Genomic DNA, 15,064 nt, shown 5'->3' on the forward strand with positions numbered 1-15,064 from the left:
GGAGCCGGCGTGCGCCACGAAGCACGGACCCCGCTGACCGGGGAGGGCGAGCTTCTCGCCCAGGCCCTGTCGCCCGGTGAAGGCGGCACCGTACTGCTGGCGCCGGGCCGGCTGGCGCAGGTGTCTGGGCAGATGGACCGGGAGCATGCGCTCGCGGCCCTGGCCCCCTTGCCCGGGCACTCGCGTCTGGGTGGCATGTCGCAGGACGCGGTGGACGATCTCGGGGTCTTCTGCCCGGAGTGACGCCCGCCCGGCCTCCTCAGCCTGCCGGGGCCCAGGGCCGTTCCGGGACACCCGCCAATGCCGCTGCCAGCCCGTGTGCCACGCCCAGGCCCAGCACGTCGGCCAGCGGGCCGCCCAGCAGCAGGGTGTGGGTTTCGTCGAGGCGTTGCCACAGCGGCGGCGCGTCCGGGCGGCCGTGCGGCAGCGCCAGCCACGCGCCGGGCACGTCGCTCAGGCTGCGGCCCAGGCCCAGGCCCCCCCCGGCCAGGGCGGGCACGGCGTCCATCAGGGCCACGAGGTCCTCCAGGGTCTCGCGGCGCAGCCCGGTGGGCACCCCCGTCAGCGCGCCGCCGCCCGGCACGTAGCCCTGCGGGTCGCGGTGCCAGATGGCCGGGGCCAGCGTCCAGCCGCCCGCCTGGGGCCGCAGGGTCAGGCCGCCCGCGCGCAGGGTGGGCGACGCCTCCGTGCTCGGTTCCTCCAGCCGGGGCGATTGCCGGTAGGCGCGGCCGTGCGCCGTGTGGACCCCCAGGCCGTGTTCGGCCAGCGCCGCCCCCGCCGCCCCCGCCGCGATCACGACCTGGGCGGCCCGCACCACGCGCCGTTCGTGGACCACGACCTCGTGCGTGTTGGTGACGCTGAGGCGCTCCAGCGTGACCTCGCCGCCCCCGCCGGGGCAGGCGCGGGTGTTCAGCAGCAGGTCGGCGCCCAGGCGCACGGCCTCCTGCGCGGCGTTCAGCGCTACCGCGCCGGGCCGGAAGGTCGCTGCGGCCGGGTCCACCTGCGCCCAGGGCAGGGCGGCCGGGTCCAGCAGCGCCAGGGCCTCCGGGTGGGCGGCCAGCGCCTCTGCGGTCGGCCGACTGCCGGGGGTGGGCTGGGCGGTCAGCCGGACCAGCGGCGCGGCCCGGAACTGCACGTCGCCCAGAGGCCCGGCCAGCTGCGCGCGGGTCCAGGCGGCCTCGGCCTCCCGGCCCGGCGGCGCGTCGTGGGCGCTCCACACGCCGGGAGCGAGCAGGGTCGCGCCCTCCTCGTTGGGCAGGCCGCCCTCCTCGACCAGCAGGAGGCGCAGCGCAGGGGCCAGCCGCCGCAGTTCGCGCGCGCAGAAGGCCCCCATGCGCCCGGCCCCGACCACCACCACGTCATAGGCGGTCTCGGCAAAGGGCTGGCCCACATGCGCCCACACCTGGCCCCTGGGCGAGGAACCGGAGTGCGGGCCGGAGGAAGAGGTCATGGGGAGCATGATGGCGGGCGCGGCGGGCGCTGGGAAGGGGGCGCGGGGCGGCGCAGGCCCGGGCCGGGCCTGCATGAGGCCGCCTCACCGCCCTGTCAGGCGAAGCACAGGGCAGAGTCTTTATACTCGCGGCACACATGCCAGGTCTTTTCCGCGTCTCGTCCGCCCGGCTGCTGCTGGGGCTGAGTCTGGCCGCCTCGGCCACCCTGTCCGCCTCTCACGCGCTCAACGTGCGGGTGCTGGTCGTTTCTGCCCCGCAGGTCACGGTACGGACCTCGGCTCCGGCCACGCCCGGCGGCCTGGGCCCGGCGCTGCCCGCACCCGGCCCGGCCGCGCCTCAGGGCAACGCCTGGCGGGTGGGCGCGCAGGGCGAGCGTCTCACGCTGGGGGGGCAGGACGCGGGCGGGGCCACGCTGTACCTCCCGCCCACGCCCGGCAGCACCGTCGAGATCTCCGGCAGGACCTACCGGGGCGGCGTGCTGCTGCGCGCGGCGCGCGGCGGCGTGCAGGCCATCAACGTGGTGGATGTCGAGGACTACCTGCGCGGCGTGGTCGCCTCCGAGATGCCCGCGAGCTGGCCTGCCCCCGCGCTGGCGGCCCAGGCGGTCATCGCGCGGACCTACGTCGCGGCGCGCATCAATCCCCGGGCGGACTACGACACCTGCGCCACCGAAAGCTGTCAGGTGTACGGCGGCGTGGCGGCCGAGAAAGCCCAGACCGACGCGGCCATCCGCGCCACCGCCGGGCAGGTCGTGTCCTACGGCGGCAAGGCGGCCAGCACCTATTTCTCCAGCGATTCGGGCGGCTACACGGCGTCGAGCGCCGAGGTCTGGGGCAATCCGGCCCCGTACCTGATCGCGCAGGCCGATCCCTTCTCGGCGGGGGGACCGCGCGCGCGCTGGCGACTGGAGATTCCTCTGGCGCGCGTACAGGACATCGCCGCGCGCTACGGCGTGCGCGTGGGCGCCCTGAAGTCGGTCGCCGTGACCCGGCAGTCGTCCTCGGGCCGCCCGCAGGAGATCACCTTCGCCGGGGCCAGCGGCAGCGCGAAGGTGAGCGGGGCCGACGCCGGGGGCTTCATCCGCTCGCTGGGGGCGGGCAGCAGCCGCGCGGTCCTCACGGGCCTGAACCCGTTGGTCGTCGAGGGCACCGGGCAGGGGCACGGCGTGGGCCTCTCGCAGTACGGGGCGCTGGGGCTGGCGCGCCAGGGCTACGACCACCTGCACATGCTGGGCTTCTACTACCCCGGCACGGTCCTGAGCGTCCTGGCAGGTACGGGCGCGTCGCCGGTCCAGCCCCGGCTCGCCGCCGCCGGGCCGCTGCCGGGCCTGAGTGCGGCCTCCGAGGTGCTGGCGGCGGCCCCGGCCGTGGCGGCTCCCGCCTGCACACCCGAGCAGGGAGAAGCCCTGCGGGCCGGTGAGGCCCCGCCCGCCCCGGCCTGGGTGAGCGAGTGAGTTTCCGCCCGGCCGGCCCCGGTCCCTCCGGCGAGACGCAGGCGGCGCGGGCCACGCGGTCCCGGCGCTTTCGGCTGACGCGGCGTGGGCTGGGCCTGGCCGGGCGACTGCTGTCGCTCGCGGCTCTGGGGGTGCTCACGCTGGGCACGGCGCAGGCCCGCACGGTGCGGATCGTGTCGGCCGCCACCCTGGAACTGCGCAACCAGGACGACCAGGAACTCGTGATCATCAGCGGCACGGCCGACGCGCCGGCCGAACTGCGCATCGACGACGACGTGGTGCGCGCCTCCCGGGTCGAGTTCAACCGCACGCGGCGCACGCTGGTTCTCGTGGGCGCGGCGACCTACCGCACCGCCAAGGACGGTCAGGACCTCCAGGGCGAGAATCTGGTCGTGGACCTGGGCACCGAGGCGCTGACGGGCCGCGACGTGCTCATCAGCGACAGCCAGCTCGAGATCCGGGGGGCGGAGGTCGAGCGGGTACCGGGGCAGCTGCGCGCCCGCAGCGGCTACTTCACGCCCTGCGCCAAATGCGGGCGCACGCCCAACGACTACGCCTTCCGCGCCGAGCGGCTGCTCGTGTACCCCGGCGACCGGCTGGTGGCCTACCGCGCGCAGCTGCTGCTCGCCGACGTGCCGGTGCTGTACCTGCCGGTGGTCGTGCTGCCCCTGAACGACCAGGCCCGGCAGCCCCGCTTCGCGGTCGGCAACGGCGCGCCCGACGGCCTGAGCATCGAGGCTGACCTGCCCTTCAGCATCGGCAGCAGCGTGCTCGGCACGACCCTGCTGCGCTACTACCAGAACCGCAGCCCCAGCCTGGGCGGCGGGGTGGACCTGCGGGCCTACGCGCCGCTGAGCTGGGTAGACCGCCTGGACCTGTACGGGCTGGCGCTGCCCGCGCCCTTCAATGCCGACGGCACGCCGCGTGAGGGTTACGACATCGACCTGAATTTCAGTGCGAAGGGCCGCATTCCGCTGGCGCTGGCGACCGGGACCTCGGGCACGGGCAGCTTCAGCACGGGTGGCTCGGGGGGGCTGGACTACAGCCTCGCCGTGACGCGGCGCGACATCGGGCGCACGCCCACCGACGCCGACCGGGGCGTGACCACCGTCAACTTCGGCGCGCGGGTCGAGTATCCCCGCTTCTCGGCGGCCCTGACCTACCTCGACCGCCTGGGGCCGGAGCCGACCACGGCCCTGCGAGACCCGTACCGGCGCAAGGAAGTGGTGCTGGACCCCCGGCCCTTCACGGTGGGCGACGTGAACGTGGACATCAAGCTCACGGGCGGCGAGTACACGGCCGGCAGCAATGTCCTGTCGCCTTCGGCCAGCGCGGCCGGCCCGAACATCACGACGAGCCGGCTCGAGGAGGTCCACGACCTCAGCCTGACCCGGCAGTTCGGGCCGGACACCGAGCTGCGCCTGACCAACGCCTTTACCGGACGCTACTACGGTACGGGCGGGCGCACGGTGCAGCTGAGCCTCGCCGGCAGCCTGACGCGGCGCTGGGCGGGCGGCAACTCCTTCAGCGTCAAGCAGAGCTACCTGCGCTCCGAGGGGACCAGTCCCTTTGCCTTCGAGGCGATTCCGCAGGTGCTCTCCGCGCCGCTGGAAGTCGGCCTGAGTACCGTGCCCACGAGCGGCTCGACCTTTGCCGTGACCTACCAGCGCGACGCCTTCGAGCAGGTCGGCCTGACCGGCGTGCCCAGCCGCAACGAGACGCTGAAGGTGGCGGCCGGCGTGACCCGCAAGCCGGTGAACGCCAGCTACGCGCTGAATTACGACTTCACGGCCGGCGACCTCATCGACCTGAACTACAACTTCACGGTGGGCGACCCCGATTCCAACCGCCTGACCCTGGTGCCGGCCGTGCCGGCGGTGCCGGCCACGCCGACCACCCCCGCGCGCCCCGAGCGTCCGGCCTACTACGCCCGCAGCAGCGCCTGGCCCTTTCCCAGGCTGACGCTGAGCGCCTCGGGCGGTTACCAGAGGACCACCGGCGTGCAGCCGGTCACGGTGGCGGCCACCGTCGCCAGCGAGGTGCGCACGAACGCCTTTACCGTGAGCGGCATCTACGACGTGCGCCAGCCCGAGAAGGAACTGACCAGCGTGAGCGCGCGCTACAGCGCCGTGACCACCCGCGACACGGTCCTGAACCCCATCAGCGTGACGGGCACCGAGACGCTGGGGGTGGCCGTGCCCCGCCTGTACGGCAGCCACAGCCTGACTTGGCGCGGCTACACCGTCTCGACCTCGCACGACCTGACGCTTGAACGCCCAGACAACGCCCCCGACAGTGGCCGGGTGACCTTCAGCGTGGGCAACGTGGCGGGCGCGGCCGACAACTGGCAGCTCACCTACGGCGGCCCCTACGACCTGCGCCGTCTGGGCTTCACCAAACCGCAGCTCGTGGGGTCGCTGAACCTCACGCGGCCGGGCCAGCGCCTGAGCGCCGCCGCCTCGCTGAACCTGCCGGGCCTGGACCAGACCCGCACCGAGTTCGCGCAGGCCAGCCTGAACGCGGCGTGGCAGCGCGGGCGCTTCTCGCTGTCGGGCAACGCGACCTACCTGCGCAGCCGCACGGGCGACGACCTCGCCACCGACACCCTGACCTTCACGCCGCTGCGGGCCGGGGTGGCCCTGGGCAACGCCAGCCGGCCCGGCGCCTACCTCACGGCCAGCCTGGAACAGACCCTGACCTACGTCAACGGCGTGCGCCAGGGCGACGCGCGCCCCGCCCCGGTCGTCGGCCTGACCATCGACCGCTGCTGCTGGGTCCTTCAGGCCGAGGCCAACCTGACCCAGGGCCGCTACCGGATCGCCGTGGGGCTGCCGGGGCAGTATTACCCCCTGTTCAACCTCGACGCGACCGGCACGCAGCTGCCCCTTCTCTCGCCCACCCCCTGAGTTTCGCCGGAGGTCCGCCATGTCCAGTGTTCGCCGCCCCATCCTCGCCGCCTGCGCCCTGCTGACCGGGCTGCTCACCGCCTGCACCGGCATCGTGGAGCGCCAGCCCGGAACGCGCCTGGCCGTCCTGAACGCGGGAGGCACGTCGCTGGGCTACGTCAACACCGGCGAGGTCTCGCGCGAGCTACGGGGCACCGTGGCGGTCGAGGACGGCGTGGACCTCGCCACCCTGAATGGTGGCCGCGCGGTCGCGCTGACCCTCAGGAAGGGGCTCCAGCAGCGCGACGTGAACCTGCAAAACCCGCAGGACTTTCCGGCGCTGACCCCGACGCCCTGTCTCGTCCAGACGGCCCAGAGCGCGGCGCGCGACCGCCTGCTCACGCTGAGCCAGTGCGTGGAGAACGGGCCGCAGACCCTGGCCCTGTACAACGCCGACCGCAGCCTCGTGTGGACCACCACCCTGAGCGTGACCCCGCCCATTCCGAGCACCGATATCCCGCCCACCCGGCTCGCGGTGCGCGGCGATACCGGCATCATCGCGCGCGCGGCGCTGGGCGGGGGCAGCGAGGTCGTGGTGGTGAGCCGCCGCCTTCAGACCGACCCCGTGCAGGACGGCACGCCGCTGGTCGGCACCCCGCAGCCCAGCGCCGCGATCCGCGATCTCGCGCCCTTCGGGGACCTCATCTACGCGGCCACCGACTCGGGGGTGCGCCCCCTGCTGACGACCGGCGTGCCCGACGCCCAGACGGCGGTGGCGGCCTTCGGGAACGCGCGTGTGGACCGGCTGTGGGCCGGGCTGAGCGGCACCCGCACCCTGCTGGCCGCGTGGCGCGACGCGGCCCTGAGCGGCAACGGCACCGAGCCGCTGCGCCTCTGGGACGGTACCCGCACCACGGCCGCGCCCGACGTCGCGCAGTTCGCCAACCTGCGCGACGTGACCCTGGACCTCAACGGCAACCTCTACGCCCTGACCCCGACCACGCTGACGGGCTACGACACCGTGCTGGGCCTGAACCAGAGCACGTGGTCGCCCGCCCTGCTCCTGGGCAACCTGAACGACGCGCGCGCCCTGACCTGGCTGGTTTCCGCGCCGTGAGGGCCGCCCGCCCCTGCGCCGGGCCGGTAGCGGCCTAGCCGCCCGGTGCGGTCAGGGGCGCAATCGCCGCGCCCAGCAGCAGCAGGGCGAGGGCCGGGGCCGCGTTCCGGGCCCCCAGCAGCGGCAGGCCGCCGCGCGCCAGCACCGTGACCAGGGCGCCGCTTGCCGGCGAGAACCCCAGGGCCGTGCGGGTGCCGCGCGCCACACCGTCGTGCCAGCGGGGCCACGCGGTTTCGGGGACGGCCGGGCCGGGCGGCGGCGTCGTGAACCAGCCCGGCGCGGCTCCGGCACGCGGCCGGGGCAGGCCACGCGGATGTTCGGCCGCCTGCCCGTGGTCCCCGGCCGCGCCCGAGAGGTGGGCCTCGCCGAAGGTCAGGAGGTCGCCTGCCGGCGCGAACAGCCCCCCGGCGCCCGCCAGCGGCCCGAAACCCGTCGGCTCGTGACCTCCCAGCAGGCCGCGCGGCGCGATCAGTTCGCCCGGTGCGGGCTTCAGGCCGGTGCGCGGCAGGCCCAGCGGCCCGGTGACGTGCCCGGCGAGCGCTGCGCCGTAGCCCTCCGCCGACAGGGCCTCGCCCGCCGCGTGGGCCAGGGCCAGGGCCAGGACACCTACGCCCAGGTTCGAGTACAGGAAGGTGGGGGGCCGGGGCTCGCGACTCCAGCGCCGGGCACTGGCGAGGGCCTGCGCGCCCGTCATGTGGCCGTAGGGATCGTGGTAGCGGGTCAGGGCCGTCAGGGCCGCGCGCGCCGGGTGGCCCGGCACCCCGGCGGTGTGGGTGGCGAGCCGCCGCGCCGTGAAGTGCGCGGGCAGCCCCCGCAGCGGTCCCCCCAGGCGGCGCAGGGGCAGGTCCCAGGTCAGCGCGCCGCGCGCGACGAGCGCCGAGGCGAGCGCCGCCGTGAACGGCTTGGTCACGCTCGCCAGCTCGAAGACGCCCGCCGGGGACACGCCGCCGACCGGCACGAGCAGCCGCGTGCCGCCGCGCGACACGCCCACCACCCCGCCCCTCGGCAGCGCGGCGCGCACCACCGCCGGCAGCACCCCCCGCTGCTCGTGCCCCAGGTCCAGCAGCTCGGCGGCCTCGGCCAGCCGGGCGCGCAGGGGATCGCGGCGAAACATCGTCAGGTTCCGGCGCGGGCCTCGCGCAGCAGCTCGGACAGGCGGCTCAGCGCCCGGCTGTACTTCTTGGCGTAGGCCCCGTGGCGGTAGGTCTCGTCGAACAGCGTGCCCAGCGGCGCCCCCGTGAAGGCCGCCGGAATCCCGAGGTCGTAGAGCTTGTCCACGAAATGCACGAAGCGCAGCGCCATGTTCTGGTCCGTCATGGGCCGCAGGTCCGTGATCGCCAGCGCGCCCACGCCCGACAGCATCGCGGCGAAGCGGCTGGGGTGGATGTCCAGCAGGTGCCGGTTCAGGTCGCGCTGCGTCACGGTGGCCAGGGTGCCCTCCGCCTGCCGGGCGGTCCAGGCGGCGTATTCGGCCGCCGAGAGCGGTTCCTCGGGGGCGGTGCCGCGCTGGCGGTAGTCCGGTCCCTCGACCCGGTGCGGCGAAAAACGGCTGGCGATCCCCTGGATCTGGCGCTGGAAATCGCCCGCGTTGAAACGGCCCTGTCCCAGCGCGCCGGGTTCGGTGTTGCTCGTGGCGACCACGCTGGTCCCGCCCGGCATGATCCCGCCCAGGAAGGTGTTCGCCATGTGGGTGTTGCCGGGGTCGTCCAGCTCGAACTCGTCGATGAGCAGCAGGTCGTGCCCCTTGAAGGTGTCGATGGCCCGGTTCATGCCCAGCGCCCCGATGAGGTACATCAGGTCCTGGAAGCTCATCAGGGCGCGCTTGCCTGCGCTGGCGTGGTACGCGCTGGCGAGCAGGTGCGTCTTGCCGACCCCGAAGCCGCCGTCGAGATACAGGCCCCGTCCCTCCGGGCGCGCGCGCCGGAACAGCCGCCACCCGCCCGTCTGGGCCTGCCCCGCCCCCTGCACGAAGGCCTGGAGGTCGTCGCGGGCCTGGGTCTGGCTGGGGTACGCGGGGTTGGGCCGGTAGTTGCCGAAACGCACGTCCCCGAAGCGGGCGCTGGGCACGAGGCCGCCGCTCATCTCCTCGGGCGACACCTGCGGATTGCGGGCCAGCAGGTCGATCATCGGTGAACGTCCAGCTCCACCTTGAAGTTGCCCCGGCGCGTCTCGTTCACGACCCGCTTGAAGTCGATGCGGCCCAGCCCCTCGGCGCTGAGGCTGTCGCCCTCGCGGATTTCGCTGCTGGAGCGGGCCGGCTGGCCGTTGAGGCGCACTTTGCCGCCGTCGATCCCCTGCTGGAAGTACGCGCGGCTGACCCCGAAGCCCTTGGCCCCCACCACGTCCACCCGCATGGAGGGCACCACGACCTCGCGGACCTTGCTGCCCTTGCCGGCCGTCTCGCCGACCTCCTCGACCTCGACCTCGCGCCCGCCGAGTTCGGTGAGGGCCTCGATGGCCTGCGCCGCCTTGCCGGCCGCAGCGATCAGGAAGGCCCCGCCGCGCTCCTCGCGAATGTCCCCGAGCTGCTCCTCGTTGAGTTCCAGGCGGCGCAGCTGCACCGCGAAGTCCTGAAGGTCCCAGCCGGGGCCGCCGGGCGCCGGGGTCACGCGCCACACGCCCACGCCCGAGTCCACCTCGGGGATGTGGGCGGGGTAGAGGGTCAGGACCACGCGCCGGGCGTCGGGAAAGCCGCCCGCGAACTTGTGGTGGACCTCGTCGTCTTGCAGCAGCCGGCGGTCGATCTCGTCGCCGTCCACGAAGGGCGTGCGGACCACGCGCCCGCCGCGCGCCTGGGCCACCAGGGTAGAGAGCTTCTGCTTCATGCCCGCCACTCTAGAGCAGCCCGCGCGGCACACGCCCCCCAGGGCAAGGGAGCCTGAAGGGGCGTGGACAGGGCGCGTGGGGTTCAGGGGAGCTTGTTGCCCGCCGCGCGGTAGATGCCGTACCAGTCCTCGCGCGACATGGTGACCTCAGCGGCCTTGGCGCAGTCGCGCAGGCGCTCGATGTTCATGGTGCCGGTCACCGGCTGCATCCTGGCAGGGTGGCGCAGCAGCCACGCGATGGCGATGGTCGTGTTGCTCACGCCGTGCGTGGCCGCCACGCGGTCGATCTCGGCGTTCAGCTCGGGGAACTTGGGGTTGTCGAGGAACACGCCCTCGAAAAAGCCGAACTGGAAGGGCGACCAGGGCTGGATGGTCACGTCGTTCAGGCGGCAGTAGTCCAGGATGCCGCCGTCGTGGTCCACCGAGGGCGGGTTGGTCATGTTCACGTTGATGCCGCTGTCGATCATGCCCGTGTGCATGATCCCGAGTTGCAGCTGGTTGGCGACGAGCGGCTGGCGCACGTACTTCTTCAGCAGCTCCATCTGGTAGGGGTGCTGGTTCGACACGCCGAAGTGCCGCACCTTGCCCGCCGCTTCCAGCTCGTCGAAGGCCGCCGCCACTTCCTCCGGCTCGACCAGCGTGTCGGGGCGGTGCAGCAGCAGCACGTCGAGGTAGTCGGTCTTCAGGCGCTTGAGGATGCCGTCCACCGACGCCAGGATGTGCGCCTTGCTGAAGTCGAAGGTCTGGACGTCCTGCCGGATGCCGCACTTGGACTGGAGCAGCATCTGGTCGCGCCGCAGCCCGAGCGCCTGCACGGCGTCCGCGAAGATCTCCTCGCAGCGGCCCTTGCCGTAGATGTCGGCGTGGTCGAAGAAGGTCGCGCCCGCGTCCACCGACGCGCCCACGAAGGCCTGGGCCTGCGCGCTGTCGAGCGAGTCGATGCGCATGCAGCCGACCGCCACCACCGGAACGTCGAGGTCGCTGGTGCCGAGTTTGATGGTTCTCATGGTCTGTTTTCCCCCTGAAAGAAATCCGGGCGCTGTGGGCGCCGCTGCGGGCCTGCTGAATTTCGGGCGCCCGCATTGAAGCACGCCGGAAGGCGCCGGGGCTTCAGGCCGGACCTTCACCGCGTCTTCAGGTGCCTGCCGGGGCCGCTACGGCGCGCCGAACACCTGCACCCAGTAGGTCGGAAACAGGGTGGTCGCCGTGCCGTTGTTCACGGCGCCGCCGAACAGCGTCCAGGCGGGGTTCATCAGGTTCTCGCAGTGGCCGGGGCTGCCCAGCAGGCTCTGCACGGCCTCCTGCGCCGTGACCGGCCCGTAGGACAGGTTCTCGCCCACGCCGCCCCGGAAGCCGTAGGCGGCGGCGCGCTCCAGCGGCCCGCTGCCGTCCTGGGGGTTGACGTGGCCCCGGAAGTCCAGCCGCACGAGGTCGGTCGCCTGCCGGGCCGCCGCCGCCTCCAGCCGGGGGTCCCATTTCAGGGGGGGCGCGGCGTTCATGAGCTTGTCTCCGCATTTCTGGCCCTGAAACCGGGCGCGGTTGGTGGCCGCCAGAAGGTCGGCCAGCCAGCGCCGGCTCTGGGTCAGGTCCACGCGCGCCGGAACCGCCGCGATCAGGGAGAGCCGGTGGCCCGAGACGCTCAGGCCGTATTCGCCCAGACCGCGCCAGGGCGCGCAGCTTTCCTGCACCGCCCGGCGCAGCCCGGCGAGGTCCCCGAAGGTGAGCTGCCAGCCGTGCGCGTCGTGGGCGCGGTAGCCCTGCCCCGCCAGCGCGCGGCCCAGCTCCTGACCGCGCAGCACGTCGCGGGCAGCCAGGGCCAGCGCGGGCGTGTCCTGCGCGCTCACGCCGCAGCGGGCGAGTTCCTGCCGGACAGCGGCGGCGGGATCGGCCCCGGTCTGGGCCAGGGCCCCGCAGGCGAGCAGCGCGGCGACGAGGGCAGACAGGGCGGGCCGGAGCTTCATGCGCCGCCCAGCCTAGCGGGCCGGACCTGACGGCCTTCTGTCAGCGCTCGGCCGGGCTGTCCTTGGCCGGGTCCGGCAGGGGCCGCAGCGCGCCACCGTCGCCGAAGCGCAGTTCCGCGACGGCCACCGCGCCGCTGAGCAGCGTGACCCGCACCTGCGGCCCGACCACCCGCACCGCCCCCGAAACGTACAGCCCCCGCACCTGGGCCGACAGGCGCGCGCGGGCCTGGGTACCCAGCGTGACCGGCGTCCCGGCCGCCAGCGGGAGGGGCGGGGTCGGCGCGGCGGCCCAGGGACCGGGGCGCTTGCCGAGGGGGCCGCCCACCGGCGGCGGCGTGGCGAGGGGCTGCACATTGCCCTGAAGGTCGATGCCGACGGCGCTGACCGCCTGGCCCTGATAGGTCAGGACGGCCTCGGCCCCGGCGGGCGCGCTGCGCACGGTCCCGATCTGGAGGGCCGTGACGACCTGCGCGGCGCGCGCCAGGACCGTGCGGGTCTGCGCCAGGGTCAGGGTGACCTGCGGCTGGGGAGGACGGGGACCGGCGGGCGCCCGCTGCTCGGTGCCCGGCGGCGTCTGGCCGAGCGCCGAACCGCCCAGAACCCCGACACACAGCAGCGCTGCGGCGAGGGCACCGGGCCGGACGTTGAAGGGGAGTCTGGATCTGGTCATGGTCTGGCCTTCAGGGTAGGCCTCCGACATGAAGGCCGGGGCAGGACGGGCGCCCGGGAACAGGTCCGGGCAAAGGCACAGGGGCCAGCGCGGCGGCTGACCCCTGTGTGCGTCTGTCGGCCGGACTTACTTGCCGGGGGTGACGGGCGCGGGCGCGGCTTCGCCCGGCTGGGCAGGCGTGGCCGGAGCGGCGCCGGGCTGCACCGGGGCGCCGGGCTTGGCGGGCGTGCCGGGGCGCACGGGAGCGCCGGGCTTGGCCGCCGCGCCGGGAGCGGGCGGGGTGGGCCAGGGCCGCGCCCTGGGGGGCCTGGCCGGGCATCGCGGGCACGCAGTTCAGGACGCGGTCGCCGAGGCGGCCCTGTTCGCCGCGCGGCGCGCCGGCTTCACGCTGACCGGGCTGGGGCTGCTTGCCGGCCTGGGGCGCGGCGGGCGCGGCCTGGCCAGCGGGCGGAGCGGGCGGAGTGGGCTGCTGGCCCGAGGCGTCGGCAGGAGCCGCCAGACCGGGCTGAGGGGCGTCCGCGCCGGGGGCGGGCGGGGTGGGCAGGGCCGCGCCGGGCTGAGCGGTGCCCGTCTGGGGTGCGGGGGCGGCGGGGGCGGCCATACCGGGCGTCATGGCGCCGGGGGCAGGCGGAGTGGGCAGAGCGGCGCCGGGCTGGGCCGATCCGGCAGCCGGGGCAGGCGGGGTGGGCAGGCCGCGCATTTCGGGGCGGCCGACCTGACCGGCCTGGGCGCCTGCCGGGGCGACGGTGCAGAAGTACGCTTCACCCTGGCCCTGGGGGGCGCGGGGAGCCTGCGGGGCCTGGGGGCCACGGGCCGGGCCACCCTGAGCGGGGGCACGCTGGCCGGGGGTCACCGGGGCCGGGGCGGCCGGGGTCCGGGCCTGGCCGGGCTGGGTCGCCGGCGCAGCGGGGGCGGTCACGGCGGGGGCCACGGGCGCCTGGGTGGTCGGCGAGGCGGAGCCGCCGGCGGCGAGGCTCGAGCCCATCAGGGTCAGGGTCAGCAGGGTCAGGGCGGGCAGGGTCTTGCGGTTCAGGTGTCGCATGGGGAATCTCCTGGGGTGAGGTGGACGGAGGGCCTTCGCCTTCCGGACGCGCTGTCCGGCGGGGGCCGCTGTCCTGAGCAAGAGTGTGCCAGCCGGGGCTGAAGCGCTTCCGGAACGCCGCTGAACGAATGCTGAATGCGGCGAGCGGGGCCGGCGGCCCGTCTCGAAAAGCCTGTCCTGGCGCCCGGAGCGCCGCTCAGGGCCGCGTTTCGCCGGGGTCGCCCAGGGGCAGCGTGAAGCCCACCCGCAGCTCGTTTCCCTCCTGCGCGGCGAAGGTGTCGCCGCCGTGCGCGCGCGCGGTCGCCTGCACGATGGACAGGCCCAGTCCCGACCCGCCGTCGCCCTGCCGGGTCTGCGGCCCGCGCGCGAAACGGTCGAACAGCCGGGGCAGGAACTCCGGGGGCAGCGAGGCGGGATTGCGCACGCTCAGCACGGCGCGGCCCTCCTCCCGGCGCAGTTCGGCGCGCACCACCGCGCCCGGCGGGCTGTAGGCGGCGGCGTTGCCCAGGAGGTTGTGCAGCGCCCCCGCGACGCGGGTCCGGTCGGCCCAGGCGCTCAGGGCCGGTGGGGCCTGCACCTCGAAGTTCACCTGCGGGGCGAGGTCGGCGCTGCGGGCCACCTCGGCGCGCAGCAGCTCGCCCAAGTCGGTGACCTCGCGGCGCAGCGGCTCGCCCGCGTCAAGCTTGCTCAGCAGCAGCAGGTCGCCGACCAGCCGCGCGGCGCGCCGGGTCTCGCGGCGCAGGTTGTCCAGCAGCCGGGCGCGGGTTTCGCGGGCCTTGTCGCTCTCGTCCAGGGCCACGCGCTCCAGAATCTCCAGACTGCCCTGCATCGCCGCGAGCGGGGTACGCAGCTCGTGCGAGGCGTCCGCGACGAAGGTGCGGGTACGCGCCTCCTCGGTCTCCAGCCGCGCGAAGGCCCCCTGGAGCCGCCCGAGCATCTGGTTGAGGCTGCCCGCCAGCGAGGACACCTCGTCCTGGGCCGGGGGCAGCGGCAGCCGCACCGACAGGTCGCCCGCGCCCAGCGTGCGGGCCTGCGCCGCCATGTCGCGCAGCGGACGCAGGCCCAGGCGCAGCAGCCGCGCGCCCAGCAGCGCGAGCAGGGCCAGCGCCCCGGCCGCCAGCAGCGCGTAGCTGCCGATGACCCCCAGGGCGAGGCGGCCCCCGACGTTGCTGGGGGTCGCCAGCCCCGCCACGAGGTCGCCGGAAATCCGCAGCAGGAACAGCGTGCTGCCGCCCCCCGGCAGCGGCCACTGGGCAGCCCCCTGCTGCCGGGCGACCTGCGCGCGGGCGGCGGGCAGCTCGGGGTGCGGAGCGGTGTCGGTGTAGCACAGCGCCGAGGGTTTGCCCTGCGCGTCGGGGCAGTCGGCGCTGGGGGCGTCCAGCACCAGCACGCCCCAGGTGCCCGAGGCGAGCGCCGTGGCCGCGAGGTCCTGATAGGCCGCGTACAGCCGGGTCTGGGCGTCGTCCTCGGCCTGGGCGCTGCGGGCGATGAGGGCCAGCCCGCCCGAGGTGAGCTGCCTGGCCTGCGCGTCCCCGAAGTCGCGTACCCGCAGGAACAGCAGCCCCCCGATGAGCAGCAGGGTCAGGGCCACGCCGCCCAGCAGCAGCGCGAGCAGCCGCGCGCTCAGGCCCAGCGGGGTCAGGGACCGGAGGGGCACGCG

General features: G+C 74.8%; 13 protein-coding genes. 4 read left to right on the plus strand and 9 right to left on the minus strand.

Annotation, left to right across the window (positions count from 1 at the left end):
• Positions 1-9: 9 nt before the first annotated feature.
• Positions 10-243 (plus strand): hypothetical protein, encoded by a 234-nt coding sequence (locus tag DGO_RS05330; RefSeq protein ID WP_014684461.1) that lies wholly within the window; start codon positions 10-12, stop codon positions 241-243.
• A gap of 16 nt (positions 244-259) precedes the next feature.
• On the opposite strand, the gene DGO_RS05335 is transcribed toward DGO_RS05330, so the two are convergent.
• Positions 260-1,450, minus strand: coding sequence for an FAD-dependent oxidoreductase (locus DGO_RS05335; protein ID WP_050920884.1), 1,191 nt, complete (start codon positions 1,448-1,450; stop codon positions 260-262).
• A 137-nt stretch (positions 1,451-1,587) separates the two neighbouring features.
• Here DGO_RS05335 and DGO_RS05340 point away from each other — a divergent pair, with 137 nt between their 5' ends.
• The 3 genes from DGO_RS05340 to DGO_RS05350 are packed head-to-tail and all read left to right on the plus strand — an operon-like array spanning position 1,588 to position 6,906.
• Positions 1,588-2,904 carry a SpoIID/LytB domain-containing protein gene (locus DGO_RS05340; RefSeq protein ID WP_145975254.1) on the plus strand — a complete coding sequence of 439 codons (1,317 nt, stop codon included), beginning with the start codon at positions 1,588-1,590 and terminating at the stop codon, positions 2,902-2,904.
• The gene (locus DGO_RS05345) at positions 2,901-5,810 is read left to right on the plus strand and encodes an LPS-assembly protein LptD (RefSeq protein WP_226991466.1); all 2,910 of its coding nucleotides are present in this window, start codon (positions 2,901-2,903) and stop codon (positions 5,808-5,810) included. The genes DGO_RS05340 and DGO_RS05345 overlap by 4 nt, the downstream gene beginning before the upstream one ends.
• 19 nt (positions 5,811-5,829) lie before the next feature.
• Positions 5,830-6,906 (plus strand): hypothetical protein, encoded by a 1,077-nt coding sequence (locus DGO_RS05350; protein ID WP_145975255.1) that lies wholly within the window; start codon positions 5,830-5,832, stop codon positions 6,904-6,906.
• Positions 6,907-6,940: 34 nt separating this feature from the next.
• Here DGO_RS05350 and DGO_RS05355 read toward each other — a convergent pair whose 3' ends face one another.
• The 8 genes from DGO_RS05355 to DGO_RS21010 all read right to left on the minus strand — a co-directional run bounded on the left by DGO_RS05355 (position 6,941) and on the right by DGO_RS21010 (position 15,061).
• Complete coding sequence (locus tag DGO_RS05355) at positions 6,941-8,020, minus strand: serine hydrolase domain-containing protein (RefSeq protein ID WP_014684466.1); 1,080 nt, start codon at positions 8,018-8,020, stop codon at positions 6,941-6,943.
• A gap of 2 nt (positions 8,021-8,022) precedes the next feature.
• Complete coding sequence (gene zapE / locus DGO_RS05360) at positions 8,023-9,033, minus strand: cell division protein ZapE (protein ID WP_014684467.1); 1,011 nt, start codon at positions 9,031-9,033, stop codon at positions 8,023-8,025.
• Complete coding sequence (locus tag DGO_RS05365; protein WP_014684468.1) at positions 9,030-9,731, minus strand: S4 domain-containing protein; 702 nt, start codon at positions 9,729-9,731, stop codon at positions 9,030-9,032. The genes zapE and DGO_RS05365 overlap by 4 nt, the downstream gene beginning before the upstream one ends.
• Before the next feature lie 83 nt (positions 9,732-9,814).
• Positions 9,815-10,738, minus strand: a complete 924-nt coding sequence (locus DGO_RS05370; protein ID WP_043801189.1) for an aldo/keto reductase — start codon at positions 10,736-10,738, stop codon at positions 9,815-9,817.
• 147 nt (positions 10,739-10,885) lie between these two features.
• The gene (locus DGO_RS05375; protein WP_014684470.1) at positions 10,886-11,692 is read right to left on the minus strand and encodes a CAP domain-containing protein; all 807 of its coding nucleotides are present in this window, start codon (positions 11,690-11,692) and stop codon (positions 10,886-10,888) included.
• A gap of 40 nt (positions 11,693-11,732) precedes the next feature.
• The gene (locus DGO_RS05380) at positions 11,733-12,362 is read right to left on the minus strand and encodes a serine/threonine-protein kinase (RefSeq protein WP_145975256.1); all 630 of its coding nucleotides are present in this window, start codon (positions 12,360-12,362) and stop codon (positions 11,733-11,735) included.
• A gap of 10 nt (positions 12,363-12,372) precedes the next feature.
• Positions 12,373-13,404, minus strand: a complete 1,032-nt coding sequence (locus tag DGO_RS23185) for a hypothetical protein (protein ID WP_145975257.1) — start codon at positions 13,402-13,404, stop codon at positions 12,373-12,375.
• 196 nt (positions 13,405-13,600) lie between these two features.
• Complete coding sequence (locus tag DGO_RS21010; protein WP_050920692.1) at positions 13,601-15,061, minus strand: HAMP domain-containing sensor histidine kinase; 1,461 nt, start codon at positions 15,059-15,061, stop codon at positions 13,601-13,603.
• Between the last annotated feature and the right edge of the window lie 3 nt (positions 15,062-15,064).

It is taken from the genome of Deinococcus gobiensis I-0, assembly GCF_000252445.1.
Classification (GTDB): domain Bacteria; phylum Deinococcota; class Deinococci; order Deinococcales; family Deinococcaceae; genus Deinococcus; species Deinococcus gobiensis.